General features: G+C 62.3%; 24 protein-coding genes. 12 read left to right on the top strand and 12 right to left on the bottom strand.

Features of this window, described 5'->3' with window-relative positions:
* Positions 1-46: 46 nt before the first annotated feature.
* The 6 genes from HKK57_RS09455 to HKK57_RS09430 form a co-directional block, all read right to left on the bottom strand.
* Positions 47-1,363, bottom strand: a complete 1,317-nt coding sequence (locus HKK57_RS09455; protein WP_029290257.1) for an MFS transporter — start codon at positions 1,361-1,363, stop codon at positions 47-49.
* Between the two features lie 138 nt (positions 1,364-1,501).
* Complete coding sequence (gene dgoD, locus HKK57_RS09450) at positions 1,502-2,650, bottom strand: galactonate dehydratase (RefSeq protein ID WP_029290255.1); 1,149 nt, start codon at positions 2,648-2,650, stop codon at positions 1,502-1,504.
* Between the two features lie 48 nt (positions 2,651-2,698).
* Positions 2,699-3,319 carry a 2-dehydro-3-deoxy-6-phosphogalactonate aldolase gene (locus HKK57_RS09445; RefSeq protein ID WP_169390069.1) on the bottom strand — a complete coding sequence of 207 codons (621 nt, stop codon included), beginning with the start codon at positions 3,317-3,319 and terminating at the stop codon, positions 2,699-2,701.
* Between the two features lies 1 nt (position 3,320).
* The gene (locus HKK57_RS09440; protein ID WP_169390068.1) at positions 3,321-4,286 is read right to left on the bottom strand and encodes a 2-dehydro-3-deoxygalactonokinase; all 966 of its coding nucleotides are present in this window, start codon (positions 4,284-4,286) and stop codon (positions 3,321-3,323) included.
* A 163-nt stretch (positions 4,287-4,449) separates the two neighbouring features.
* Positions 4,450-4,776, bottom strand: coding sequence for a DOPA 4,5-dioxygenase family protein (locus HKK57_RS09435; RefSeq protein ID WP_029290249.1), 327 nt, complete (start codon positions 4,774-4,776; stop codon positions 4,450-4,452).
* A gap of 108 nt (positions 4,777-4,884) precedes the next feature.
* A complete protein-coding gene (locus HKK57_RS09430) occupies positions 4,885-5,808 on the bottom strand; it encodes a choline sulfate utilization transcriptional regulator (protein WP_169390067.1) in 924 nt (307 codons plus the stop codon).
* A gap of 103 nt (positions 5,809-5,911) precedes the next feature.
* Between HKK57_RS09430 and betC the strand changes: the two genes are divergently transcribed.
* From betC to HKK57_RS09415, 3 genes are all read left to right on the top strand, one after another.
* Positions 5,912-7,426, top strand: a complete 1,515-nt coding sequence (gene betC / locus HKK57_RS09425) for a choline-sulfatase (RefSeq protein WP_169390066.1) — start codon at positions 5,912-5,914, stop codon at positions 7,424-7,426.
* A gap of 19 nt (positions 7,427-7,445) precedes the next feature.
* Positions 7,446-8,363, top strand: coding sequence for a choline ABC transporter substrate-binding protein (choX, locus tag HKK57_RS09420; protein WP_029290243.1), 918 nt, complete (start codon positions 7,446-7,448; stop codon positions 8,361-8,363).
* 152 nt (positions 8,364-8,515) lie between these two features.
* Positions 8,516-10,078, top strand: coding sequence for a SulP family inorganic anion transporter (locus HKK57_RS09415; protein ID WP_169390065.1), 1,563 nt, complete (start codon positions 8,516-8,518; stop codon positions 10,076-10,078).
* Positions 10,079-10,165: 87 nt separating this feature from the next.
* On the opposite strand, the gene aroE is transcribed toward HKK57_RS09415, so the two are convergent.
* Positions 10,166-10,987, bottom strand: coding sequence for a shikimate dehydrogenase (gene aroE / locus HKK57_RS09410; protein WP_070996592.1), 822 nt, complete (start codon positions 10,985-10,987; stop codon positions 10,166-10,168).
* Positions 10,987-11,919: an oxygen-dependent coproporphyrinogen oxidase gene (gene hemF, locus HKK57_RS09405; protein WP_029290237.1), complete on the bottom strand. Its 933-nt coding sequence runs from the start codon at positions 11,917-11,919 to the stop codon at positions 10,987-10,989. The genes aroE and hemF overlap by 1 nt, the downstream gene beginning before the upstream one ends.
* Positions 11,920-12,079: 160 nt before the next feature.
* Between hemF and HKK57_RS09400 the strand changes: the two genes are divergently transcribed.
* Positions 12,080-13,057 (top strand): quinone oxidoreductase family protein, encoded by a 978-nt coding sequence (locus tag HKK57_RS09400; protein WP_169390064.1) that lies wholly within the window; start codon positions 12,080-12,082, stop codon positions 13,055-13,057.
* A 60-nt stretch (positions 13,058-13,117) separates the two neighbouring features.
* Here the strand turns inward: HKK57_RS09400 and HKK57_RS09395 are convergent, their stop codons facing one another.
* Both HKK57_RS09395 and dprA read right to left on the bottom strand, forming a co-directional pair.
* A complete protein-coding gene (locus tag HKK57_RS09395; protein ID WP_029290233.1) occupies positions 13,118-13,675 on the bottom strand; it encodes an L-threonylcarbamoyladenylate synthase in 558 nt (185 codons plus the stop codon).
* A 54-nt stretch (positions 13,676-13,729) separates the two neighbouring features.
* Positions 13,730-14,824: a DNA-processing protein DprA gene (gene dprA / locus HKK57_RS09390; protein WP_029290231.1), complete on the bottom strand. Its 1,095-nt coding sequence runs from the start codon at positions 14,822-14,824 to the stop codon at positions 13,730-13,732.
* Between the two features lie 265 nt (positions 14,825-15,089).
* Between dprA and def the strand changes: the two genes are divergently transcribed.
* The 5 genes from def to HKK57_RS09365 all read left to right on the top strand — a co-directional run bounded on the left by def (position 15,090) and on the right by HKK57_RS09365 (position 19,686).
* On the top strand, positions 15,090-15,596 hold the full coding sequence (gene def / locus HKK57_RS09385) for a peptide deformylase (RefSeq protein WP_029290229.1): 507 nt from the start codon (positions 15,090-15,092) through the stop codon (positions 15,594-15,596).
* A gap of 57 nt (positions 15,597-15,653) precedes the next feature.
* On the top strand, positions 15,654-16,604 hold the full coding sequence (gene fmt / locus HKK57_RS09380) for a methionyl-tRNA formyltransferase (protein ID WP_169390063.1): 951 nt from the start codon (positions 15,654-15,656) through the stop codon (positions 16,602-16,604).
* Complete coding sequence (gene rsmB, locus HKK57_RS09375; protein WP_169390062.1) at positions 16,604-17,914, top strand: 16S rRNA (cytosine(967)-C(5))-methyltransferase RsmB; 1,311 nt, start codon at positions 16,604-16,606, stop codon at positions 17,912-17,914. The genes fmt and rsmB overlap by 1 nt, the downstream gene beginning before the upstream one ends.
* Positions 17,915-17,937: 23 nt before the next feature.
* Positions 17,938-19,311 (top strand): Trk system potassium transporter TrkA, encoded by a 1,374-nt coding sequence (trkA, locus tag HKK57_RS09370; RefSeq protein WP_029290222.1) that lies wholly within the window; start codon positions 17,938-17,940, stop codon positions 19,309-19,311.
* Between the two features lie 63 nt (positions 19,312-19,374).
* Positions 19,375-19,686 (top strand): tetratricopeptide repeat protein, encoded by a 312-nt coding sequence (locus HKK57_RS09365; RefSeq protein WP_154908017.1) that lies wholly within the window; start codon positions 19,375-19,377, stop codon positions 19,684-19,686.
* A 119-nt stretch (positions 19,687-19,805) separates the two neighbouring features.
* Here HKK57_RS09365 and HKK57_RS09360 read toward each other — a convergent pair whose 3' ends face one another.
* Together HKK57_RS09360 and HKK57_RS09355 are read right to left on the bottom strand one after the other, a co-directional pair.
* Complete coding sequence (locus tag HKK57_RS09360; protein ID WP_070996605.1) at positions 19,806-20,693, bottom strand: lysophospholipid acyltransferase; 888 nt, start codon at positions 20,691-20,693, stop codon at positions 19,806-19,808.
* A gap of 41 nt (positions 20,694-20,734) precedes the next feature.
* Positions 20,735-21,292, bottom strand: coding sequence for a DNA-3-methyladenine glycosylase I (locus HKK57_RS09355; RefSeq protein WP_159906001.1), 558 nt, complete (start codon positions 21,290-21,292; stop codon positions 20,735-20,737).
* An 81-nt stretch (positions 21,293-21,373) separates the two neighbouring features.
* Between HKK57_RS09355 and glyQ the strand changes: the two genes are divergently transcribed.
* Genes glyQ through gmhB form a run of 3 tightly spaced genes read left to right on the top strand, consistent with a single transcriptional unit; the run spans position 21,374 to position 24,917 of the window.
* Positions 21,374-22,327 carry a glycine--tRNA ligase subunit alpha gene (gene glyQ, locus HKK57_RS09350; RefSeq protein ID WP_003213601.1) on the top strand — a complete coding sequence of 318 codons (954 nt, stop codon included), beginning with the start codon at positions 21,374-21,376 and terminating at the stop codon, positions 22,325-22,327.
* On the top strand, positions 22,324-24,378 hold the full coding sequence (glyS, locus tag HKK57_RS09345; RefSeq protein WP_169390061.1) for a glycine--tRNA ligase subunit beta: 2,055 nt from the start codon (positions 22,324-22,326) through the stop codon (positions 24,376-24,378). The genes glyQ and glyS overlap by 4 nt, the downstream gene beginning before the upstream one ends.
* Positions 24,378-24,917, top strand: coding sequence for a D-glycero-beta-D-manno-heptose 1,7-bisphosphate 7-phosphatase (gene gmhB, locus HKK57_RS09340; protein WP_169870889.1), 540 nt, complete (start codon positions 24,378-24,380; stop codon positions 24,915-24,917). The genes glyS and gmhB overlap by 1 nt, the downstream gene beginning before the upstream one ends.
* Positions 24,918-24,932 lie beyond the last annotated feature (15 nt).

The raw sequence follows: 24,932 nt of genomic DNA, 5'->3' as shown, positions 1-24,932 counted from the left end.
CGGTGTCTTGACGTTTTTCGCGAGCAAGCTCGCTGCTACAACAGCTTTATTCCTTCAGTTCGATACGTTCGACCTTGCCCACCAGCAATATGTAGGACAGCGCCCCCAGCAACGCCAACACTGCAATGTAGGTAATCGCCGGCGCAAACGAGTCGCCCGTGGCCAGGAAGCCAATGACGATGGGCGTGGTGATCGCCGCCAGGTTGCCGATGAAGTTGAACACCCCACCCGTCAATCCCAACAACCGCGCTGGCGCCAGGGTCGAGACCAGCGACCAGGTGATCGACGCCAGCCCGTTGCCGAAAAACGCCACCGCCAGGAACGCGATCACCAACGGCGTCGAGTCGACGAAGTTGGCGCCGATGATCGCCGTGGAGATCAGCAGGCCGCTGATGATTGGCAACTTGCGCGCAAAACCCACCGAGGCGCCACGGCGGATCAGCCAGTCGGAAAACAACCCGGAACACAGCACCCCGACAAACGCCGCGAGGAAGGGCAGCGACGCGAGCAGGCCGGACTTGATGAAGTCCATGCCGCGATATTTCACCAGGTAGGTGGGGAACCACGTCAGGAAAAACCACAAGGTCGAGTTCAGGCAGAACTGGCCCAGGTAGATGCCCCATAGCTTGCGTTTAGTCAGGACGATACCCAGGTCGACCCAACTGAACGGCGCCTTGCGCTTGGCGGTTTGTGCATCCAGGTCCACCAGCCCGCCGCCTGCGCGGATCAGCTCGATTTCCGCGCTGTTGACCCCTTTGAAATCGCGCGGCTCGCGGTACACCGCGTACCACACCAGCGCCCAGAGAATGCCTACCGCGCCGGTGCTGATAAACACCATGTGCCAGCCATAGTGGTGCTGCAACCAGGCCAGCACCGGGGTGAGGAATGCCAGCCCGACGAACTGCCCCGACGTGTAGAAGCCAATGGCCGTGGCGCGCTCACGCTCGGGAAACCAACTGGTGACCACCCGGCTGTTGATTGGATAGGCCGGCGCCTCCAGGGCGCCCACTGCCATGCGCAACACGAACAGGGCAATGAAGCTGGCGGCAAATCCCAGCATCACCGTGGCGATGGACCACAACAGCAGGGCGACAGTGTAGAGAATGCGCGGCGGCACCCGGTCCACCAGCCAGCCGCCGGGGATTTGCATGGCGGCGTAGGTCCAGCCGAACGCCGAGAAAATCAGCCCCACATGCACCGGGTCGATCCCCAGTTCGCTGGTCAGGGCCGGCGCGGCAATCGACAGGTTGCTGCGGTCCAGGTAGTTGATCACCACCGTGATAAACAGCAGGACCATGATGAAGTAGCGCTTGCGGCTGGGCGTGACTAAAGATGCCTGCCCGGTAAGGGTTTCAGGGTGCATGGGGGAGCCTCTTATTATGTTTATTGAGGTCGGTTGACGGCTATCTGATGGGGAGGTGGGAGCTGGCTTGCCTGCGATGGCGGTGGAACATTCAACATCGCTATCGCTGGCAAGCCAGCTCCCACATGGACCGCGTTATCACCACTCGGCAAAGCTGCCATCGGCATGCCGCCAGATCGGGTTGCGCCAGCGATGGCCGATGGCGGCCCGTTCAATCACATATTCCTCGTTGATCTCGATCCCCAGCCCTGGCCCATTGGGGATCTTCACAAAGCCCTGGTCGTAGTCGAAAACCCCCGGGTCGCGTACGTAATCGAGCAGGTCGTTGCTTTCGTTGTAGTGAATGCCCAGGCTTTGCTCCTGGATAAACGCGTTGTAGCAAACCGCGTCCAGTTGCAGGCACGCCGCCAGGGCAATCGGCCCCAGGGGGCAGTGCAGCGCCAGGGCCACGTCGTAGGCCTCGGCCATGTTGGCGATCTTGCGGGTTTCGGTGATGCCGCCGGCGTGGGACGCGTCCGGCTGGATGATGTCGACGTAACCTTCGCTGAGCACACGCTTGAAGTCCCAGCGCGAAAACAACCGCTCACCCAGGGCAATCGGGGTGCTGGTCAACGGCGCCAGCTCTTTGAGCGCTTCGTAGTTTTCGCTCAGCACCGGTTCTTCGATGAACATCAGCTTGTACGCATCCAGCTCTTTCATCAGCACCTTGGCCATGGGCTTGTGCACGCGACCATGGAAGTCCACGCCGATGCCGACATTCGGCCCGACCGCATCGCGCACGGCGGCTACGTTCGCCAGGGCCTGGTCGACCTTGTCAAAGGTGTCGAGAAACTGCAGCTCCTCGGTGCCGTTCATCTTCACCGCTGTAAACCCACGGGCCACGGCCTCCTTGGCGGCGCGGGCGGTGTCGGCCGGGCGGTCGCCGCCGATCCACGAATAGACGCGAATCTTGTCCCGCACCTGGCCGCCCAGCAGGTCGCTGACCGACACACCGAGGGCCTTGCCCTTGATGTCCCACAGCGCCTGGTCGATACCCGCCAGCGCACTCATATGGATCGCGCCACCGCGGTAGAAGCCGCCGCGATACAGCACCGTCCAGATGTCTTCGATGTTGCGTGGGTCTTTGCCGATCAAGTAGTCGGACAGTTCCTCGACAGCGGCCGCCACGGTGTGGGCGCGGCCTTCAACCACGGGCTCGCCCCAACCGGTCACGCCCTGGTCGGTTTCCACTTTGAGGAAGCACCAGCGCGGCGGCACGATGAAGGTGGTCAGTTTGGTGATTTTCATCTTCTTGTTCTCTCTTGTCGGATGCGGCACCTGGGGTGCCAGGCACACTCAGTTCAGGGCGTTCCAGGCAGCGACATACGCCTGGGCACGGCTCGCCACCTGCTCGACCGTCATGCCGGGCTTGTACAGCCCGGAACCCAGGCCAAACCCCTTGACCCCGGCGTCGACGAACACTTGCATGTTGTCTGGGGTAATCCCGCCCACCGGCAGCAATACCGTGCCGGCCGGCAACACCGCCAGCCAGGCCTTGACCACCGCTGGGCCCATTTGCTCGGCCGGAAACAGCTTCAGCACATCGGCGCCTTCGGCCAGGGCGGCAAAGGCTTCGGTGAGGGTCGCAACGCCGGGCGACAGGTACAGGCCCGCAGCTTTTGCCGCACGTAGCACCTTGGCGTCGCTGTGGGGCATGACGATGACCTGGCCACCGGCCGCCTTCACCTGTTCCACCTGCTCGGGCGTCAGCACCGTGCCGGCGCCGATCAGGCAATCGGCGGGCAACGTCTCACGCAGGGTGCGGATGCTGGTGTAGGGATCGGGCGAGTTGAGCGGCACTTCGATTACCCGCAACCCTGCCTGGTACAGCACCTGGCCGACAGCGCCGGCCTCATCCGGGCGCAGGCCCCGCAGGATCGCGATCAAACCGTTGTGTGTGAGTGCTTGCTTGAGCATGTCAGGCCTCGATTGCAGGTTGAGTGAGCCCGGCGGCCAGCGCCAATTGCCACAGGCCGCGCTCGGTCGCTTGTTGCGCGAGGCTGATTTGGCTGAAACCACACAGGGCGAGGGCGCGTTGATAACGGGCGCAGAGGGCGGTGGCGCCTACCAGGATGATCGGCGTGTTGCGAGTACGGTCGGGCAAGCCGGCCAGTTCATGACCAATCAGCAAGCCGGACAGGTAGTCCGACTGCTGCTCGGCAGCCAGTTCGGCGGTCAACCCCAGCGTGCGCGCGCTGAATAGCGTCGACAGCACACCGCGTTGGCCGTCCGGTGAAAGCGCCACGCGCACGCCTCGGTCAAAGGCCTCAGCCTGGAACTGCCCGGCGATCTTTTGAGTGCGCCCGAGAATGCTGTGGGTGCTCAGCACCGCGAACAGCTCACCGGTCATGAAGGTGTCAAAGTGGGTGATGCGACCTGCAATTACCTCGACCCATTTGGAATGGCTGCCGGGCAGGCCGATCAATAACTCAGCGCTGGCCGCAAAGCCTTGCAGCACGCCGAGCACCTGGGTTTCTTCGCCGCGCATCACGTTGGGCAAACCGACCTGCTCGATCACGCCGGGCACGATATGCACATCGACACCGCGCCGGCTGCGCACCTTGTGCAGCGCCAGGCCCAGGCTGGCAACGTCGACCGGCGTATGGCGATAGGCCGCTTCGCTCCAACCCTGGGCGCTGCCGACCATGCCGCAGGCAATCACCGGCAGACCGGGCTGCGCGTCGAGCCAGTCGCCGCACGCGGCATCAAAGGCCAGCTCAAAACCATCACTGCAGTGAACGCCGGCAATCAACCGCGGTTCACTGGGCAAATGCATGATCCCCGACGCCAACGAGCGCTGTTCGAGGACCTGGCCATCGGGGCCGAGTTTATAAGCACGAAGGGAACTGGTTCCCCAATCGAGCGCGATCAAGTGCGCTGGCATTGCTTCACCTGGAATGTGGCAGATGGCCGACTATAAACCTAAGGCTCTGGATATCTCAATATATAAATACCGATCCCACATAATGGAACAGCGTAGAAAAAATCCCCACGTCCCCGTGCTGCTCTATGCACATAAACGTGAGGATTCGACCGACAGAAACTGGTTAAAAAATAGACAAATCCAACGGACGCATGGCCCCCATCCAGATCGCGTAGTCGGTATGGTCCTTCAGGTCATCGCCGGTATCCGGGTGCAGAAACACCACCAAACCGTTGCGGTTGAGGGCCAACCACGGCAACGCCACGCCGATGTACTGCGGGTCGAAGGCCAACTGGCAGCTCCAGTCCGGATGCGGCCCCACCGCACGCTCATGCATGCGCCCCATGCGCACCGGGAAGATGGCCGCCGCCTCTTCACAGAGCTTGCGCGCCTGGTCGAGCGTGCTGGCGTCGAAGTAGATATGGGCGTGATAACCCTTGATACGTTGCATGACTGGCTCCGGACTCGTTGATCGGCCGATCCTAGACCGCAATCGACGGCAGGCCAAGCCTGGGAGGCTCAGCGATGAGGCAACGCTGTGGCAAGGGGACAAGCCCCCTCAATCGGGCGGCATCAGGCTGCTGGCCTGTTCGGCCGCCAGCCAGTCGACAAACCGCTCGATCAACTGCCCACGCCGTTTGCGCTGGGGCAATACCACGTAATACCCAAAGCGCGAGATCACCGTGTCGCTAATCGGCCGGCACAGCCAGTTCTGCTCGAGCAGGTTATCCACCAGGTGGCGCCAGCCAATGGCCACGCCCTGGCCGGCAATCGCCGCCTGGATCAGCAGCGTGTAATTGTCGAAACGTAGCGGGCCCGGGGTCGGTGCGGCGCTGATCCCCAGTTCGCGAAAGACCCCGTTCCAGTCGAACCATTGGTTATTGTTTTCCTGGCGCAGGTGCAGCAACGGCAATTGCTGCAGGCTCTGCAGCGACAGCGACGTGGTACGGCCCTTGAGCAGTTGCGGGCTGCACACCGGGAACACTTCTTCGCTGAACAACCACTGGCTGTGCCCCTGGCGAAAACGCCCATCGCCAAACAACACGGCTACGTCGATATCGCTGCGCAAGGTCGCGTGATTGCGCTCGCTGGTGACCAGGCTCACATCCACCTGCGGGTTGGCCTCATGAAAGCGATGCAGGCGCGGCATCAGCCAGTAGGCGGCGAAGGCGAAGTCGGTCGCCACTTGCAACACTTCGTGCTGGTCCTGCTGGGTGATCAACCCCAGGCCCGCATCCATGCTCTGCAACCCAGCCTGCACGTGCTCGAACAACAGCCTGCCCGCATCCGTCAATTCGATGCCCCGGTAGATACGGTCAAACAGCCGCACCGCCAGTTGTTCTTCCAGGCGCTTGATTTGCTGGCTGACTGCCGGCTGGGTGGTGCCCAGCTCCATCGCCGCCGCCGTGAAGCTGCGGTGACGGGCGGCGGTTTCGAAGGCCCGCAGCAGGTCCAGCGACAGGTTACCCAGGGCTTTATACATAAGCGGTATTTATCCTAGACATTGCTCTGTATGGGCTTTACCACGTATTCCATGGCCCCCATGCTCAATCGCATAAATATTGACTATGGAATGCCGCGAAACCATGAAGCGCAAGAACATTCTTTTCATCATGGCCGATCAAATGGCCGCGCCGTTGCTTCCGTTCTACGGTCCTTCGCCAATCAAACTGCCCAACCTCAGCCGCCTGGCCGCCCAAGGCGTGGTGTTCGACGCCGCGTACTGCAACAGCCCGCTGTGTGCGCCGTCGCGTTTTACCCTGGTCAGCGGCCAGTTGCCGAGCAAGATAGGCGCCTACGACAACGCGGCGGATTTCCCCGCCGATGTACCGACCTACGCCCACTACCTGCGTCGCCTCGGCTATCGCACGGCGCTGTCGGGCAAGATGCATTTCTGCGGGCCGGACCAGTTGCACGGCTACGAAGAGCGCCTCACCAGCGATATCTACCCCGCCGACTACGGTTGGGCGGTGAACTGGGATGAGCCCGACGTGCGCCCCACCTGGTATCACAATATGTCGTCGGTGCTGCAAGCCGGCCCATGTGTGCGCACCAACCAACTGGATTTCGACGAAGAGGTGGTGTTCAAGGCCCAGCAATACCTGTTCGACCATATTCGCGAGGACGGCGACCAGCCGTTCTGCCTGACGGTCTCCATGACCCACCCCCACGACCCGTACACCATTCCCAAGCCGTTCTGGGATATGTACGACGATAACGACATCCCGATGCCTACAACGCCGGCCCAGGCCGACCAGGATCCGCACTCCCAGCGTCTGCTCAAGGTCTACGACCTGTGGGACAAGCCGCTGCCAGTGGATAAGATCCGCGATGCACGGCGGGCTTACTTCGGCGCGTGCAGCTACATCGACAGCAATGTCGGCAAACTCCTGCAAACCTTGCAAGACACTGGCCTGGCCGAAGACACGATCATCGTGTTCTCCGGCGACCACGGCGACATGCTCGGCGAGCGTGGGCTCTGGTACAAAATGCACTGGTTTGAAATGGCCGCCCGCGTGCCGCTGCTGGTCAGTGCGCCAGGGCAATTCCAGGCCGGGCGGGTGAGCACGGCGGTGTCCACCGCCGACCTGTTACCGACCCTGGTGGAGTTGGCCGGCGGTGAACTGGAGGCCGACCTGCCTCTGGACGGCCGCTCACTGGTCCCGCACTTGCAAGGGCAGGGCGGGCATGACGAAGTGTTCGGCGAGTACATGGCCGAAGGCACCATCGGCCCGCTGATGATGATTCGCCGCGGCGCCTACAAATTCATCTATAGCGAGGACGATCCCTGCTTGTTGTTCGATGTTCACCGCGACCCTCGTGAGCAGGAAGAACTCAGTCAGTCGCCAGCCCATCGCCCGCTGTTCGAAGCCTTCCTGGCCGAGGCGCGGGCCAAATGGGACATGCCCGCAATCCACCAGCAAGTGCTCGCCAGCCAGCGCCGCCGGCGTCTGGTATGCGAAGCCTTGGCGGTGGGCAAACTCAAGAGCTGGGATCACCAGCCGCTGGTCGACGCCAGCCAGCAGTACATGCGCAACCATATCGACCTCGACGATCTGGAGCGCAAGGCTCGTTATCCACAACCCTGCCAAAACCAATAAATCCAGTAAGGGGAAGGCCATGCAAAAGTTATCCACAGTCGTCAGTACCGCATTGTTGCTCAGTGCCACCCACGTGTATGCCGACGCCCGTTGCGAGACGGTGAAGATGGCCGACCCCGGCTGGAGCGACATTGCCGCCACCAACGCCATCGCCGGCTTTTTACTCAGCGGCATGGGTTACAAGGCCAAGGTCGATACCCTGGCGGTGCCGATCACTTACGGCGGGCTCAAGGACGGCCAGGTGGATGTGTTTTTGGGCAACTGGATGCCAGCGCATCAGGGCTTCTACGACAAGTTCGTGGCCAACGGCGATGTGGTGCAACTGGCCAAGAACCTTGAAGGTACGGAGTTCACCCTCGCGGTGCCGGACTATGTGTGGGAGGCCGGCGTGCATGACTTTGCCGATCTGAATAAATTTGCCGACAAGTTCGACAAGAAGATCTATGGCATCGGGTCCGGCGCGCCGGCCAATCTTTCGCTGAAGGAAATCATCCAGAAGAACGACTTCGACCTCGGCCAATGGAAGCTGATCGAGTCCAGCGAGCAGGCGATGCTGGCCGAAGTGTCCAGGGCGGTGAAGCGCGAGCGTTTCGTCACCTTTCTCGGCTGGACACCGCACCCGATGAACGTGCAGTTGAAGATGCGCTACCTCAAGGGCGGGGAAAAATACTTCGGCGACACCGGCAGCGTGTACACCCTGACGCGCAAAGGTTATGCACAGGCCTGCCCGAATGTGGCCAAGCTGCTGACCAACCTTAAGTTCACCCAGGACATGGAGAACAGCATCATGGCCGAGGTGGTGAACAACAAGGTCAGCAATAGCGAAGCGGCCAAGGCGTGGATCAAGGCCAACCCGGCGGTTTTGGACAAGTGGCTGGAGGGGGTTGAAACCCTCGATGGCCAGGAGGCATTGGCCGCGGTCAAAGCCAAACTCTAAATATTGCCCTGGTTCCTACAGGTCTTCCTATCACCCTGTAGGAGCCGGCTTGCCGGCGAAGAATTCGAAAACGCCGCGTTTTTTCAGGCAACCCGCGTTATCGTTATCCATCTTCGCGAGCAAGCTCGCTCCTACAGTATTTCGAGCGATCCATGTCCCGGCCCCACACTCTGCTCCCATTCCTGCGCTGGCTACCGCGCCAGACCCGCGCCAGCGTTGGCCGGGATGCGATTGTCGGCCTCAGCGGCGCAGTGCTGGCCTTGCCGCAATCGATCGCCTATGCCCTGATCGCCGGCCTGCCTCCCGAATACGGCCTGTATGCGGCGATCGTCCCGGTGCTGATTGCCTGCCTGTGGGGCTCTTCGTGGCACTTGATCTGCGGCCCGACGGCGGCGATTTCCATTGTGCTCTACGCCAGCATCAGCCCGCTGGCGGTGCCCGGCTCGCAGGACTACATCACCTTGACCCTGTTGCTGACCTTGCTCGCCGGTGTATTCCAATGGCTGTTGGGCATGTTGCGCTTTGGCGCGCTGGTCAATTTCGTCTCCCATTCCGTAGTCCTCGGCTTCACCCTTGGCGCGGCAGCTGTCATTGCCCTGGGCCAATTGCCCAACCTGCTGGGGCTCGACCTGCCCAGCCAGGGCACGGCGTTCAACAGCCTGCTGGCACTGATCGACCACAGCGGCGAATGGGATCGCCCGTCCCTGGCCCTCGGGCTCGGCACCTTGCTGGTGGGCGTGCTGCTCAAATATTGCGTGCCGCGCTGGCCGAGCCTGTTGATTGCCCTGGTCCTCGGCAGCCTGGTGGCGTGGGCGTGGCCGGCGATGTTCGGGCATGTGGCGCGGGTCAGCTCATTTGTCGGCCAATTGCCGCCGTTCAGCCCGTTGCCGCTGGACTTGGATATGATCCTGCGCCTGCTGCCCAGCGCCGTGGCGGTCGGCATGTTGGGGCTGGTGACCAGCCTGTCGATTGCCCGCTCGCTGTCGGCGCGTTCGCAGCAGTTGCTCGACGCCAATCAGGAGGTCCGCGCCCAGGGTTTATCCAATATCGTCGGCGGATTTTTCTCCGGCTACCTGTCGGCCGGATCCTTCACCCGCTCGGGCCTGAGCTACGAGGCGGGCGCCTGCTCGCCACTGGCGGGGGTGTTCTCTGCGTTGTGGGTCGCGCTGTTTGCGCTGTTCGGTGCGGTACTGATCGCGCACATCCCGATCCCGAGCATGGCCGCCAGCATCCTGCTGATCTGCTGGGGCCTGGTGGATCATCGGGGCATTCGCGCACTGTGGCGGGTCAGCCGTGCGGAGTTTGTGGTGATGGGCCTGACATGCCTGGCCACCTTGCTGCTAGAGCTGCAAACGGCGATTTATGCAGGCGTGCTGGCGTCGCTGTTCTTCTACCTCAAGCGCACCTCGCAACCACGGGTGCAACAGTGGCGCGACGGTGACGATGATGTGCTGCGGGTCGGCGGCTCGATCTTCTTTGGCGCCAGCCACTACCTGCAAGTGCGCTTGCAGCGCCTGCAAGGCCAACGGGTGGTGATCGAGGCGCAACAGATCAACTTTATCGACTATTCAGGGGTGGAGATGCTGCACCAGGAGGCCCGCCGTTTGCGCGGGTTGGGGCGCAGCCTGACGTTGCGCCGGGCGCGGCCGCAGGTGGTCGAAGAGTTGAAGAAACTGGAAGGGGCCGACAAGTGCCCCATCCATTTCGAAGACTGAATACCGCTTTTCTGTAGGAGCCGGCTTGCCGGCGATGGCGGCCTTGAAATCGCCATCGCCGGCAAGCCGGCTCCTACAGAGGCGCGATTACAGGGCCAACTGGCGCCGCAGCTCGGCCAGCACCGGCGCCGAATCCGGGCGCACGCCGCGCCACAGGTAGAAGGCTTCCGCGGCCTGCTCCACCAACATGCCCAGGCCATCCATCGCCACTGCCGCGCCGTGTTCAGTGGCCCAGCGGCAGAATGCCGTCGGTTCCTTGGCATACATCATGTCGTAGCAAAAGGTCTTGCCCGGATCGATCAGGCTGCTGGCAATCGGCGGTACATCGCCTGACAGGCTTGCGGAGGTGGCGTTGATGATCAAGTCCACCGGCTCACTCAGCCAATCGAAGCCACTGGCAGACACCGGCCCCAGGTCATCGAACAGTTCGGCCAGCAACTCGGCTTTTTCCACGGTGCGGTTGGCGATGATCAGCGAGGCTGGCTGTTGCGCCAGCAGCGGCTCCAAGGCCCCACGCACCGCGCCACCGGCACCGAGCAGCAGGATGCGCTTGCCCGCCAGGCTCAAGCCCGCGTTGACGGTCAGGTCGCGCACCAGACCAGCACCATCGGTGTTATCACCCAACAGGCTGCCGTCGGCCAGCTTGCTCAGGGTGTTCACCGCGCCTGCGCGTTGCGCGCGCTCGGTCAGGGCGCTGGCCAGGCGATAGGCCTCTTCCTTGAACGGCACGGTGACGTTGGCGCCGCGCCCATGCAGGAAAAACTCCCGGGCACAGCCGGTGAAATCCTCAAGCGGCGCCAGCAACGTGCTGTAGTCCAGCGCCTCGCCCGTCTGCTCGGCAAACAAGCGATGGATCAACGGCGACTTGCTGTGGCCGATGGGGTTGCCGAACACCACATAACGATCCATCAGCTGGCCACCTGGGGCGCAGCAAGGCCGAGCCAGTCACGGTCTTGCAGGAAATAATCGGTCAAACGTGCTTCTTCGCTGCCGGCGGTAGCCTTCCAGTCATAGCTCCAGCGCACTTGCGGTGGCAACGACATCAGGATCGACTCGGTGCGCCCGCCCGATTGCAGGCCAAACAGCGTGCCACGGTCGTACACCAGGTTGAACTCCACGTAGCGCCCACGGCGCAACTCCTGGAACTGGCGTTGCTGCTCGGTATAGGCCAGCGCCTGGCGACGCTGGACGATGGGCAGGTAGGCGTCGATGTAGGCATCGCCAATGGCGCGCATAAAGGCGAAGCAGGTGTCGAAGTCCCACTCGTTCAAGTCATCGAAGAACAGGCCGCCGATCCCGCGGGGCTCGTTGCGATGCTTGATGTGGAAGTAGCTGTCGCACCAGGCCTTGTAGCGCGGGTAAACGTCTGCGCCAAACGGCGCGCAGGCCTGCTCGGCCACACGGTGCCAGTGGATGCAGTCTTCTTCGTTGCCGTAGTAGGGCGTCAGGTCGAAGCCGCCACCGAACCACCAGACAGCCTCTTCGCCTTCTTTCTCGGCGATGAAAAATCGCACATTGGCGTGGGAAGTCGGCACATGGGGGTTATGCGGGTGGATCACCAGTGACACGCCAAGGGCTTCAAAACCACGACCGGCGAGTTCCGGACGGTGGGCACTGGCGGACGGTGGCAGGCCGCTGCCGAAAACATGGGAAAAGTTGACGCCGCCTTTCTCGATCACTGCCCCGTTCTCAATCACCCGCGTGCGGCCACCGCCACCGGCTGGGCGGGTCCAGGCATCTTCGATAAAGCGCGTATCCGCCTCGAAGGTTTCCAGGGCACTGCAAATGCGGTCTTGCAGGTCGAGCAGGTAGGCTTTTACAGCCTCGGTGCGAGTAGTCATGGCATCACCTTGAATCGGGCAAAGCTACGCGAGGCCATTGGGCGTCGGCGGCAAAGGGGCGCACAGGATACCACCGCGCCGGGCGCTGCCACAGTTGACGAAGATCAAGCATAGGAGTCCGATAGGAGCCTTTCGCGAAACAGACTTGAGGACAGAGCAGATGGCCAAACGTATCCAGTTCAGCGCCCATGGCGGCCCCGAAGTACTTGAGTATGTGGACTACACGCCGGTAGAGCCGGGCCCGCAACAGGTACGTGTGCGTAACCAGGCCATTGGCCTGAATTTTATCGATACCTATTACCGCAGTGGCCTGTATGCACCGCCGGCCTTGCCCTCGGGCCTGGGCGCGGAAGGCGCTGGGGTGGTGGATGCGGTGGGCAGCGAAGTCAGCCAGTTCAAGGTCGGCGACCGCGTGGCCTACGGCAGCGGCCCGCTGGGTGCCTACAGCGAACTGCACGTGCTGCCGGCCGCCAACCTGGTGCATCTGCCGGATGGGATCAGCTTCGAACAGGCTGCTGGGGCCATGCTCAAAGGCCTGACCGTGCAGTACCTGTTGCGCCAGACCTATGAATTGAAAGGCGGTGAAACCATCCTGTTCCACGCCGCTGCCGGTGGCGTCGGCTCCCTGGCCTGCCAATGGGCCAAAGCCCTGGGTGTGAAGTTGATCGGTACGGTCAGTTCGCCGGAAAAAGCCGCCCTGGCCAAATCCCTCGGCGCCTGGGAAACCATCGACTACAGCAAGGAAAACGTCCCACAGCGCGTACTGGAACTGACCGACGGCAAGAAATGCCCGGTGGTGTACGACGGCGTCGGCAAGGACACCTGGCTCGCCTCGCTGGACAGCGTCGCGCCCCGGGGCCTGCTGGTGAGTTTCGGTAATGCGTCAGGTGCGGTGGACGGGGTGAACCTGGGGATTCTGGCGGCGAAAGGTTCGCTGTACGTGACCCGGCCGACACTGGCGACCTACGCCAACAATCCGCAGAACCTGCAGGCCATGGCCGACGATCTGTTTGCCATGATCGAAAGCGGCAAGGTGCGGATTGATATCAACCAGCGTTACTCGTTGGCGGAAGCGGCGAAGGCGCAGGAGGAGTTGTCGGGGCGGCGGACCACTGGGTCGACCATTTTGCTGCCGTAACATTTCGGCTGCTTGGAATGCTGCCATCGCGGGCAAGCCCGCGATGGCAGTACCACGGTCTCAAGACGGGCGCCGAACCTCACCCGTGGCCAGATCCCGAATCAAGCTCGGGTTCTTGCGCCCACCCAGGCTGCCACCCAGCACCCGGTCCACCTGACCACGGAAATACTGCTCCACCCGGATCCGCGAACGCGCGGCCGGCCGGCCTTGTGGGTTGGCAGAGGTGGAGATCAATGGCCCCACCAGTGAACACAAATCGCGCACCAGCGGATGATCGCTGACCCGCAATGCCACGGTGTCGTGCTTACCAGTAACCCATTCAGGCAGCAGGTCCTGATGGGGCACCAGCCAGGTATTGGGCCCCGGCCAGGTACTGGCCATGCGGTCGATCCAGGTGTCGGGGAAGTCTTCGAACAGAAAGTCGAATTGCCGGATATTGTCGGCGACCAGGATCAGCCCCTTATCCACCGACCGGCCCTTGATCGCCAGCAAGCGATCCACCGCTTCCTCGTTCCACGGGTCGCAGCCCAGGCCCCAGACGGCCTCGGTCGGATAGGCAATCACCGCGCCTGCGCGAATTTCTCGTGCGGCTTCTTGCACACGCCACCTGTTGACCATTACTCACTCTCCGGACTAAAGCTCTGCGCAGTTTACCGATGTTCGTTACAAAACCTAACTGCGTGCAAACCAGCGACCACTTTCACAGATCACCCGACCCTCCAGCTCCAGTTCGGTGAGGCTCGCCAGCACCTGGCACAGGCTCTGCCCGCTGGCGATGGCCAAGCCTTCACTGGTCTGGGGCGCCGCATGCAACAGCGCCACCAGTGGGTGGGTTACCGCCACCGGCGCGGGCCGCGATAACGCCTGCCAACCGCGCAACCCTTCAAGGATGTGTTCGATGGTTTCCACCAGCACCGCCCCGTCACGGATCAGTTGGTGACAGCCCCTGGCGCCAGGATGATGAATGGACCCCGGTATTGCATACACCTCGCGCCCCTGTTCGGCGGCCAGCCGCGCGGTGATCAGCGAGCCGCTGGCGACGCTGGCCTCCACCACCAGGACCCCCAGGGACAGGCCACTGATAATGCGGTTGCGCCGAGGGAAGTTGCCGGCCTGGGGACCGGCGTCCAGCGGGAACTCGGAAACCACCGCGCTGCCTTGGGCAATCATCGCCTCGGCGAGCTGGCGGTGGCGCTGTGGATAAAAATTTTCCAGGCCGGTGCCCAGCACGCCGATAGTCTGACCCCCGACATCTAATGCTGCCTGGTGGGCCGCCCCGTCGATACCCAGGGCCAAGCCGCTGGTAATGACAAAACCGGCGCTTGCCAGGCTGCGGGAAAAGGCCGCCGCCGTATCCATTCCGGGCCGGGAAGCGCGGCGACTACCGACCATGGCCAACTGCGGTTTTTCCAGGATAGCGGGGCTGCCGGCCACGAATAACAACGGTGGTGCATCATCCAGCTCGGCCAGCAAGGCTGGGTAATCGGGTTGGTCCCACATCAGCAAATGCTGGGCCGGACGCTCTAGCCAGGCCAATGCGACGCTGGCGCCATCGCGCACTTGCACGCTGCGCCGGGCTTCGGCACAGGCCGCCGGCAACCCCAGCGAACGCCAGGCACTGGCCGGGGCGCCGAGGGCTTTCGAGGCGCAGCCAAAGGCCTCGATCAATGTCTTGAAACGCCTGGGACCGAGCTCCGGCATGCGATGCAAACGCAGGCGGGCTTCCAGCTCGGCGGGGGAAATATCCGGGGTATGGATTACTGACATATGATCATCCTTGATCAGGAACAAGCTGTGGATAACTCTGTTGGTAACTTCTGTAGCAGGCTAATTATTGCAGCGGGTCATCGCCGCCCAACCGGCCACTGCATTTTGAAGACGAGTAGCGATTTCCTCATGGGCGCAATCTCCTTTATTATGTCGGTTCGCGTGAAATGCCTTGGCCTTCGCGGCCTGCGAGCGTTTCACACCGGTCGTGCGGGTTGTCCCGAGGCCGACTTGCCTTTACCTCACATGTGCAGCAATTACGCTTATGGCTATTTTGAACATCCTCGAATTCCCGGACTCGCGCCTGCGCACTATCGCCAAACCGGTGGCCGTAGTGGACGACAAGGTTCGTCAGTTGGTCGATGACATGTTTGAAACAATGTATGAAGCCCCGGGCATCGGCCTCGCCGCGACCCAGGTCAATGTGCACCTGCGCGTGGTGGTCATGGACCTGTCCGAAGACCGCAGCGAACCGATGGTGTACATCAACCCCGAGTTCGAGCCGCTGACCGACGAGATGGGCGAGTATCAGGAAGGCTGCCTGTCGGTGCCGGAGTTCTACGAGAATGTCGAGCGCCCGCTACGCGTCAAGATCAAGGCCCTGGACCGTGACGGCAAGCCCTTCGAGCTGATTGCCGAAGGCCTGCTGGCCGTGTGTATCCAGCACGAGTGCGACCACCTCAACGGCAAGCTGTTCGTCGATTACCTGTCCACGCTCAAACGCGACCGGATCAAGAAGAAACTGGAAAAGAAGCATCGCCAGCAAGCTTGATTCCCTTCTTCCAAAGGCTTGCTCCGGCAAGCCTTTTTCTTTTGTGAGACGTTTCCCATGACCGAGCCACTGCGCATCGTTTTTGCCGGCACCCCCGAATTTGCCGCCGAACACCTCAAGGCCCTGCTTGCCAGCCCTTATGAAATCGTCGCGGTGTACACCCAGCCGGATCGCCCGGCCGGCCGTGGGCAAAAACTGATGCCCAGCCCGGTCAAGCAACTGGCCCTGGAGCACGGCACCGTCGTGCTGCAACCGCCCACCCTGCGCAACGCCGAAGCCCAGGCTGAACTGGCCGCGCTGAAGCCGGACCTATTAGTGGTGGTGGCCTACGGCCTGATCCTCCCGCAAGCCGTGCTGGATATCCCGCGCCTGGGTTGCATCAACAGCCACGCCTCGCTGCTGCCACGCTGGCGCGGTGCCGCGCCGATCCAGCGCGCGGTGCAAGCCGGTGACGCCGAAAGCGGCGTGACGGTGATGCGCATGGAGGCCGGCCTCGACACCGGGCCGATGCTGCTCAAGGTCACCACGCCCATCACCGCGCAAGACACCGGCGGCAGCCTGCACGACCGCCTGGCCGAACTGGGCCCGCCTGCGGTGATCCAGGCCATTGCCGGCCTCGCGGCTGGCACCTTGGAAGGCGAAGTGCAGGACGACAGCCTCGCCACCTACGCCCACAAGCTGAACAAGGACGAAGCGCGCATCGACTGGAGCCGCCCGGCCGTGGAGCTGGAACGCCTGGTACGCGCGTTCAACCCATGGCCGATCTGCCACAGCACCCTCAATGGCGAAGCCTTGAAAGTCCTCGCCGCCAACCTGGCCGAAGGCAACGGTGCCCCCGGTGAAATCATCGGTGCCAGCAAGGAAGGTCTGTTGGTTGCGTGCGGGGAGCAGGCCTTGTGTCTGACCCGTCTGCAATTACCCGGTGGCAAGGCGCTGAACTTCAGCGATTTGTTCAATAGCCGTCGTGAGAAATTTGCCCCCGGCATCACCCTCGGAGTGGACGCTTGATGAACCCGCGTTTGGCCGCCGCCAAGGCCCTGGCCGCAGTGCTCAATGGCAAGGCTTCCCTGAACAGCTCGTTGCCGGTGCAACTGGATAAGGTCGAAGACCGTGATCGCGGCTTCACCCAGGACCTGGCATTTGGTACCGCGCGCTGGCAGCCGCGTCTATCGGCGCTGGCGGCCAAGTTGCTGCAAAAGCCGTTCAAGGCAGCCGATGCCGACGTCGAGGCGCTGCTGCTGGTGGGGCTTTACCAGTTGCTCTACAGCCGCGTGCCGGCCCACGCCGCCATCGGCGAAACCGTGGGCTGCGCCGACAAGCTGAAAAAACCCTGGGCCAAGGCCTTGCTCAACGCAGTGCTGCGCCGCGCCCAGCGCGAAAGCGAGGCATTGCTGGCCGAGCTGGAACACGACCCGGTAGTGCGCACCGCACACCCGCGCTGGCTGCAAAAATCCCTCAAGGCGTTCTGGCCCCAGCAGTGGGAAGCCATCTGCGCCGCCAACAATGCGCACCCGCCGATGATTCTGCGGGTCAATCGCCGCCACAACAGCCGCGATGCCTATCTCACGCTGCTGGCAGATGCCGGCATCAACGCCAGCGCCTGTGTGTACAGCCAGGACGGTATCGTCCTCGAAACGGCTGGCGATGTACGCAGCCTGCCAGGCTTTGCCGAAGGCTGGATCAGCGTGCAGGACGAAGCCGCGCAACTGGCCGCCGACCTGCTCGACCTGGCGCCCGGCCAACGGGTGCTGGACGCCTGCTGCGCGCCTGGTGGCAAGACCTGCCACATCATGGAAGTCCAGCCCAACCTGGCCGGCGTGGTGGCCGTGGATCTGGAAGCCAAGCGCCTGGTGCGGGTGCGCGAAAACCTCGCACGCCTGGGCCTGGAAGCTGAGTTGATTGCCGCCGACGGTCGCGACACCGCCATCTGGTGGGATGGCAAACCGTTCCAGCGCATCCTGCTCGACGCACCGTGCTCTGCCACCGGGGTGATCCGCCGCCACCCGGATATCAAACTGACCCGCCAACCCGACGACATCGCCGCCCTGGCTGTGCTGCAAGGCGAGCTATTGGACGCGCTGTGGCCGACACTGGAAGTCGGTGGCATCCTGCTCTACGCCACCTGCTCGACATTGCCCACCGAGAATACCGAAGTGATCCAAGCCTTCCTCGCCCGCACCAGCGGCGCGCGGGAGTTGGACATTGCCACCACGGCCGGCATCAAGCAGCCCCATGGCCGCCAGCTACTGGCGCAGGAAGGCGGGCACGACGGCTTCTATTACGCCAAGCTGATCAAGATTGCCGCTGCACGCGGTTGAATGGTTTTTAAGGGAGTGACCGGATGAAGATCATCATCCTTGGCGCAGGGCAGGTCGGCGGTACGCTGGCCGAGCATTTGGCCAGTGAAGCCAACGACATTACCGTGGTCGACACCGACGCCGAACGCCTGCGTGGCCTGGGGGATCGCCTGGATATCCGGACGGTCCAGGGCCGTGCCTCGTTCCCCACCGTGCTGCGCCAGGCCGGCGCCGACGACGCCGATATGCTGGTGGCGGTGACCAATAGCGACGAGACCAATATGGTCGCCTGCCAGGTCGCCCACACCCTGTTCCACACCCCGACCAAGATCGCCCGAGTGCGTGAAGCGGCCTACCTGACCCGCGCCGGGCTGTTCGACAACGACGCGATTCCGGTGGACGTGCTGATCAGCCCGGAGCAGGTGGTCACCCACTACATCAAGCGCCTGATCGAAATCCCCGGTGCACTGCAGGTGATCGACTTCGCCGAAGGCAAGGCGCAACTGGTGGCGGTCAAGGCCTACTACGGCGGGCCTCTGGTGGGCCAGCAACTGCGTCAGCTGCGCGAACACATGCCGAATGTGGAAACCCGCGTGGCCGCGATTTTCCGCCGCGACCGGCCGATCCTGCCCCAGGGCGACACAGTGATCGAAGCCGACGACGAAGTGTTCTTCATCGCCGCCAAGGCCAACATTCGTGCAGTGATGAGCGAAATGCGCCGGCTCGATGAGAGCTACAAACGCATCGTCATCGCCGGCGGCGGGCAGATCGGCGAGCGCCTGGCCGAGGCTATCGAAAGCCGCTACCAGGTGAAGATCATCGAGATGAGCCCGGCACGCTGCCGGCATTTGTCCGACACCCTCGACAGCACCGTGGTACTGCAAGGCAGCGCTTCGGATCGTGACCTGCTGATGGAAGAGAACATCGCCGACGCCGATATCTTCCTGGCCCTGACCAACGACGACGAGGCCAATATCATGTCGTCGCTGCTGGCCAAGCGGCTGGGGGCGAAGAAGGTCATGACGATCATCAATAACCCGGCCTATGTGGACCTGATCCAGGGCGGCGACATCGATATCGCCATCAGCCCGCAATTGGCGACCATCGGCACGTTGCTGGCCCACGTGCGGCGCGGCGATATCGTCAGCGTGCACTCACTGCGCCGGGGCGCGGCGGAAGCCATCGAGGCGATTGCCCACGGTGACTCCAAGTCGAGCAAGGTGATCGGCCGGGCGATCCGCGATATTGGCTTGCCACCGGGCACTACCATTGGCGCGATCATTCGGGATGAAGAAGTGATCATCGCCCACGACGACACGGTGATCGCCACGGGGGACCATGTGATTCTGTTCCTGGTGGATAAAAAACATATCCGCGATGTGGAGAAACTGTTCCACGTGGGGTTGAGCTTTTTTTGATGTGGATTGTGTTGTCAGTGATGACGCCATCGCCGGCAAGCCGGCTCCTACAAGGATCTTCGTATGCTTGAGTCGCTGGAAAAGATGCTCGCCAAGGGTGTGGATAACTCGCTGCTGCGCTTTGGTTTGGGCAAGGGTTATCTGGACTTGAAAGACAACGCCAAGGCGGCGGCGCATTTGCAAAAATGCGTCGAGTTCGATCCTAAGTATTCAGCGGCGTGGAAGCTGTTGGGCAAGGCGCATGCTGCGCTGGGCGATAAAGACGCGGCACGGCAGGCGTGGGAGCAGGGGATTGCAGCGGCCCAGGCCCATGGCGACAAGCAGGCCGAAAAAGAGATGACGGTGTTCCTGAAAAAACTCGACCGTCTGGCTTGAGGTGACCCCTGTGGGAGCTGGCTTGCCTGCGATGCAGGCAACTCGGTCTTCCAGTCAAACCGAGGTGATGCCATCGCAGGCAAGCCAGCTCCCACATGTGATCTTCATGAGGGGGGGTATCAGTACCACCGCGCCTCGCCCGGCGGGCGTTTCTTGAAGCGCTTCATGCTCCACATGTACTGGCTAGGGTAAGCGCCCACATAACGCTCCACCACCTTGCTCATCGCCGCGCAGGACGTGGCCGTGTCGGTGCTGTACATATCTTCCGGCGCCGCTTCCAAAATCACTTTGTAGCCCGAGCCATCCGGCAGCCGCAGGGCATGCAGGAATACCCCGACCGCCTTGTGACCGGCGAGCATGTTCGGCACGAACTTGCTGGTCAGCGCCTGGGTGGCGAAGAACGGCACGAAGATCCCGGCCGACTCTGCCGGCTCCGGGTCAGCGGGAATCCCCACCTGGCCGCCCTTGCGCACTTCCTTGATGACACTGAGGATGCCTTCTTTGGTGGAGGCCGCCACCCGGTTGCCCAACTGCACGCGTTGCTTGCGCAGCAGGTCATCCACCGCCTTGAGCTTGGGCGGGCGGTAGAAAATGATCGGTTTGCACTGGCTGCAATAGAAGTGGTTCAACACTTCCCAGTTGCCCAGGTGGCTGGTGATGCCTACCACGCCTTTGCCTGAGGCCAGGGCTTGCTGCAGCACTTCCAGGCCTTCGACTTCGCGCACCAGGTCGATGGAACGCTGGGCCGGCCAGATCCAGGCGCAGGCGCTTTCGGTCAGGGACTTGCCGATGTCCATCAGGCTTTGGCCGACCAGGCGCTCACGCTCGATCGGGTCCATGTCCGGGAAGCACTTGGAGAGGTTGATCCGCACCGTATCGCGGGAGCGGTTGGGGGTTTTCCACATGATCCAGCCAATGGCCGTACCCACCGCCTGGACGGCGCGCCAGGGCAGCAGGGCAAACAATCGCAGAGCGCCTACCAGCAAGGCGCCTTTTAACTTTTCCACAGGTCACTCCTGATGTTGTGCGGTGCGCTAAGTGCGCTATTCTACCCGGCGTTGACCAAGTCCGCGTAACGGTCGCAATCCTGAGTGTGGTCCATGACCATGCCCGAGGCCTGCATGAACGCATAGCAGATGGTCGGCCCGACGAACGTGAAGCCGGCTTTCTTGAGCGCTTTGCTCATGGCTTCGGCCTCTGGCGTAATCGCCGGAACCTGGCTGCGATCCTTGAAATGATTGACCTTGGGCACGCCGCCGACAAACGCCCAGAGCAACCCCACCGGGTCTTCCAGCGCCAGCCAGGCGGCGGCATTGCGCCGGGTGGCATTGAGTTTCAAGCGGTTGCGCACGATGCCTGGGTCGAGCATCAACTGCTCGATCTCGGCATCACTCAACTGCGCCAGACGCTGGGGATCAAAACCGAACAAGACCTTTCGATAATGCTCGCGTTTGCGTAAAACGGTGATCCAGGACAGGCCCGCCTGGAACCCTTCGAGCAAAAGCAACTCGAACAAACCCTGCGCATCGCGCAGCGGCGTTCCCCACTCCTGATCGTGATAAGCCATGTACAGCGGATCTTCAGAACACCAAAAGCAGCGTGGCATAAGGCTCCAGGGAGTGGTGGCAAGGCCGAATCGGGTATACTGCCGCCCTTTAAATCGCAGCCCAAGTAACAGGTGAATTTTGTGAGCCAGCCTACGCCAGCCGTGCGTACCTTCCAAGACTTGATCCTCGCCCTCCAGCAATACTGGGCCGAGCAAGGTTGTGTGGTACTTCAGCCCTACGATATGGAAGTAGGCGCCGGCACTTTCCACACCGCAACATTCCTGCGGGCCATCGGCCCGGAAACCTGGAACGCCGCTTATGTGCAGCCCAGTCGTCGCCCGACTGACGGCCGCTACGGCGAAAACCCCAACCGCCTGCAGCACTACTATCAGTTCCAGGTCGTCCTCAAGCCAAACCCGGACAACTTCCAGGAGCTGTACCTGGGCTCGCTGAAACATGTCGGCCTGGACCCGCTGGTCCACGATATCCGTTTCGTCGAAGACAACTGGGAGTCGCCAACCCTGGGCGCCTGGGGCCTGGGCTGGGAAGTCTGGCTCAACGGCATGGAAGTGACGCAGTTCACTTACTTCCAGCAAGCGGGCGGCATCGAGTGCTACCCGGTGACCGGCGAGATCACCTACGGCCTGGAACGCCTGGCCATGTACCTGCAGGGCGTGGACTCGGTCTACGACCTGGTATGGGCTGACGGCCCGTTCGGCAAAGTGACTTATGGCGATGTGTTCCACCAGAACGAAGTGGAGCAGTCGACCTACAACTTCGAACACGCCAACGTCGAGAAGCTGTTCGAACTGTTCGACTTCTATGAAAGCGAAGCCAAGCGCCTGATCGAACTGGATCAGCCGCTGCCGTTGCCAAGCTATGAAATGGTCCTGAAGGCATCCCATACCTTCAACCTGCTGGACGCTCGCCGTGCCATCTCGGTAACCGCGCGCCAGCAATACATCCTGCGTGTACGCACCCTGGCGCGTTCCGTCGCCCAAGCCTACCTGCTGGCTCGCGCCAAGCTGGGCTTCCCGATGGCCACCCCGGATTTGCGTGATGAAGTGTTGGCTAAGCTGGAGGCTGCACAATGAGTGCTCAAGATTTCCTGGTTGAACTGGGCACCGAAGAGCTGCCACCCAAGGCCCTCAACACCCTGGCCGACGCATTTTTGGCCGGTATCGAAAAAGGCCTGCAGACTGCCGGCCTGAAGTTTGAAGCCAAGAAGGTCTACGCCGCGCCACGTCGCCTGGCGGTGTTGCTGACCGCGCTGCAAACCCAGCAGCCGGACCGCAACATCAACCTCGACGGCCCGCCACGCCAGGCCGCTTTCGATGCCGAAGGCAACCCGACCCAGGCCGCCCTGGGTTTTGCCAAGAAGTGCGGCGTCGAGCTGAGCGAGATCGACCAAAGTGGCCCGAAACTGCGTTTCAGCCAGGTCATCACCGGCAAGCCGACCGCCAGCCTGCTGCCGACCATCGTTGAAGATTCGCTGAACGACCTGCCGATCCCCAAGCGCATGCGCTGGGGCGCACGCAAGGAAGAGTTCGTTCGTCCGACCCAATGGTTGGTAATGCTGCTCGGTGATCAAGTCATCGATTGCACCATCCTCGCCCAGAAGGCCGGCCGCGACTCCCGTGGCCATCGCTTCCACCACCCGCAAAACGTGCGCATCGGTTCGCCGGCCAGCTACCTCGAAGACCTGCGTGCAGCCTATGTGCTGGCGGATGCCGACGAGCGTCGCGAGCTGATCAGCAAGCGCACCGAAGAGCTGGCTCGTTTGCAGGAAGGCACCGCCATCGTGCCGCCAAGCCTGCTCGACGAAGTAACCGCGCTGGTCGAGTGGCCGGTGCCGCTGGTGTGCTCGTTCGAAGAGCGCTTCCTCGATGTGCCACAAGAAGCCTTGATCACCACCATGCAGGACAACCAGAAGTACTTCTGCCTGCTGGATGTGGACGGCAAATTGCTGCCGCGCTTTATCACCGTGGCCAACATCGAAAGCAAGGACCCGCAGCAGATCATCGCCGGTAACGAAAAAGTCGTACGCCCGCGCCTGACCGATGCCGAGTTCTTCTTCAAGCAAGACAAGAAGCAGAAGCTCGAAGACTTCAACCTGCGCCTGCAGAACGTGGTGTTCCAAGAAAAACTTGGCAGCGTCTACGACAAGGCTGTGCGGGTTTCCAAGCTGGCGGCCTACATCGCACCACGCATTGGCGGCGATGCGGCCTTGGCCGCCCGCGCTGGCCTGTTGTGCAAATGCGACCTGGCCACCGAGATGGTCGGCGAGTTCCCGGAAATGCAAGGTGTTGCCGGTTACTACTACGCGCTCAATGACGGCGAGCCTGAAGACGTCGCCCTGGCCTTGAACGAGCAGTACATGCCACGCGGTGCTGGCGCCGAACTGCCGACCACCCTGACCGGCGCGGCCGTAGCCATCGCTGACAAGCTGGACACCCTGGTGGGGATCTTCGGTATCGGCATGTTGCCCACCGGCAGCAAAGACCCGTATGCCCTGCGCCGTGCGGCCCTGGGCGTGCTGCGCATCCTGATCGACAAGAAGCTGGACCTGGACCTGACCCAGGCCGTGGTGTTTGCAGTTGGTCAGTTCGGCGCCAAGGTCAAGCAAGCCGGTTTGGCCGAGCAAGTGCTGGAGTTCGTGTTCGACCGCCTGCGTGCGCGCTACGAAGACGAAGGCGTGGACGTTTCCGTCTACCTGTCGGTGCGTGCCCTGCAACCGGGTTCGGCACTGGACTTCGACCAACGTGTGCAAGCCGTACAAGCCTTCCGCAAGCTGCCGGAAGCCGATGCCCTGGCCGCCGTGAACAAACGTGTGTCGAACCTGCTGAGCAAGGCCGAAGGCCTGGGCACCGGCGACGTCGATCCTGGCCTGTTTGCCGATGCCAAGGAGTTCTCGCTGAACTCGGCTATCGCCAAGGCAGAAAACGCAGTGAAACCGCTGATCGCCGAGCGCAACTACGCCGAAGCACTGGCGCGCCTGGCCACCTTGCGTGAGCCGGTGGATGCGTTCTTCGAAGCGGTGATGATCAATGCCGAAGATGCTGGCGTGCGGAAAAACCGCTACGCCATGCTGGCGCGTCTGCGCGGTTTGTTCGTCAACATCGCTGACATTTCGACGCTGAGCTGATCATGTTGAAACTGCTGATTCTCGATCGGGACGGGGTGATCAACTATGACTCCGACGCTTACATCAAGTCGGTAGAGGAGTGGATCCCGCTGCCCGGCTCGATCGAGGCCATCGCGCAGTTGAGCAAGGCCGGCTGGACGGTAGCCATTGCTACCAACCAGTCCGGCATCGCCCGCGGCTACTACGACATCGCCACCCTGGACGCCATGCACGCGCGCTTGCGCACGTTGGTGGCAGAGCAGGGCGGTGAGGTGGGGCTGGTAGTGTATTGCCCCCACGGGCCGGACGAGGGCTGCGATTGCCGCAAACCCAAGCCTGGCATGTTGAAAATCATTTCAGAACATTACAAGGTGCCCCTGGCTGGGATATGGTTCGTCGGGGACAGTCTCGGTGACCTGGAGGCGGCCAAAGCCGTCGACTCTCAGCCAGTTTTGGTAAAGACCGGAAAAGGCGAAAAGACCCAGGCGAAAAACCTGCCGGTAGGCACCTTGATTTTTGACGATCTGGCGGCGGTTGCCGCAGAACTTATCAACAACTAGTCGCCCTCGACTTCC

Origin of the sequence: Pseudomonas sp. ADAK21 (assembly GCF_012935735.1) — a bacterium.
Taxonomy (GTDB): Bacteria; Pseudomonadota; Gammaproteobacteria; order Pseudomonadales; family Pseudomonadaceae; genus Aquipseudomonas; species Aquipseudomonas proteolytica.
This window is presented reverse-complemented; position numbering and strand designations above follow the sequence as displayed.

Excerpts from the sequence above, each read along its gene's own strand:
- HKK57_RS09455 (WP_029290257.1), bottom strand. The coding sequence starts at position 1,363 with ATGCACCCTGAAACCCTTACCGGGCAGGCATCTTTAGTCACGCCCAGC.
- dgoD (WP_029290255.1), bottom strand. The coding sequence starts at position 2,650 with ATGAAAATCACCAAACTGACCACCTTCATCGTGCCGCCGCGCTGGTGC.
- HKK57_RS09445 (WP_169390069.1), bottom strand. The coding sequence starts at position 3,319 with ATGCTCAAGCAAGCACTCACACACAACGGTTTGATCGCGATCCTGCGG.
- HKK57_RS09440 (WP_169390068.1), bottom strand. The coding sequence starts at position 4,286 with ATGCCAGCGCACTTGATCGCGCTCGATTGGGGAACCAGTTCCCTTCGT.
- HKK57_RS09435 (WP_029290249.1), bottom strand. The coding sequence starts at position 4,776 with ATGCAACGTATCAAGGGTTATCACGCCCATATCTACTTCGACGCCAGC.
- HKK57_RS09430 (WP_169390067.1), bottom strand. The coding sequence starts at position 5,808 with ATGTATAAAGCCCTGGGTAACCTGTCGCTGGACCTGCTGCGGGCCTTC.
- betC (WP_169390066.1), top strand. The coding sequence starts at position 5,912 with ATGAAGCGCAAGAACATTCTTTTCATCATGGCCGATCAAATGGCCGCG.
- choX (WP_029290243.1), top strand. The coding sequence starts at position 7,446 with ATGCAAAAGTTATCCACAGTCGTCAGTACCGCATTGTTGCTCAGTGCC.
- HKK57_RS09415 (WP_169390065.1), top strand. The coding sequence starts at position 8,516 with ATGTCCCGGCCCCACACTCTGCTCCCATTCCTGCGCTGGCTACCGCGC.
- aroE (WP_070996592.1), bottom strand. The coding sequence starts at position 10,987 with ATGGATCGTTATGTGGTGTTCGGCAACCCCATCGGCCACAGCAAGTCG.
- hemF (WP_029290237.1), bottom strand. The coding sequence starts at position 11,919 with ATGACTACTCGCACCGAGGCTGTAAAAGCCTACCTGCTCGACCTGCAA.
- HKK57_RS09400 (WP_169390064.1), top strand. The coding sequence starts at position 12,080 with ATGGCCAAACGTATCCAGTTCAGCGCCCATGGCGGCCCCGAAGTACTT.
- HKK57_RS09395 (WP_029290233.1), bottom strand. The coding sequence starts at position 13,675 with ATGGTCAACAGGTGGCGTGTGCAAGAAGCCGCACGAGAAATTCGCGCA.
- dprA (WP_029290231.1), bottom strand. The coding sequence starts at position 14,824 with ATGTCAGTAATCCATACCCCGGATATTTCCCCCGCCGAGCTGGAAGCC.
- def (WP_029290229.1), top strand. The coding sequence starts at position 15,090 with ATGGCTATTTTGAACATCCTCGAATTCCCGGACTCGCGCCTGCGCACT.
- fmt (WP_169390063.1), top strand. The coding sequence starts at position 15,654 with ATGACCGAGCCACTGCGCATCGTTTTTGCCGGCACCCCCGAATTTGCC.
- rsmB (WP_169390062.1), top strand. The coding sequence starts at position 16,604 with ATGAACCCGCGTTTGGCCGCCGCCAAGGCCCTGGCCGCAGTGCTCAAT.
- trkA (WP_029290222.1), top strand. The coding sequence starts at position 17,938 with ATGAAGATCATCATCCTTGGCGCAGGGCAGGTCGGCGGTACGCTGGCC.
- HKK57_RS09365 (WP_154908017.1), top strand. The coding sequence starts at position 19,375 with ATGCTTGAGTCGCTGGAAAAGATGCTCGCCAAGGGTGTGGATAACTCG.
- HKK57_RS09355 (WP_159906001.1), bottom strand. The coding sequence starts at position 21,292 with ATGCCACGCTGCTTTTGGTGTTCTGAAGATCCGCTGTACATGGCTTAT.
- glyS (WP_169390061.1), top strand. The coding sequence starts at position 22,324 with ATGAGTGCTCAAGATTTCCTGGTTGAACTGGGCACCGAAGAGCTGCCA.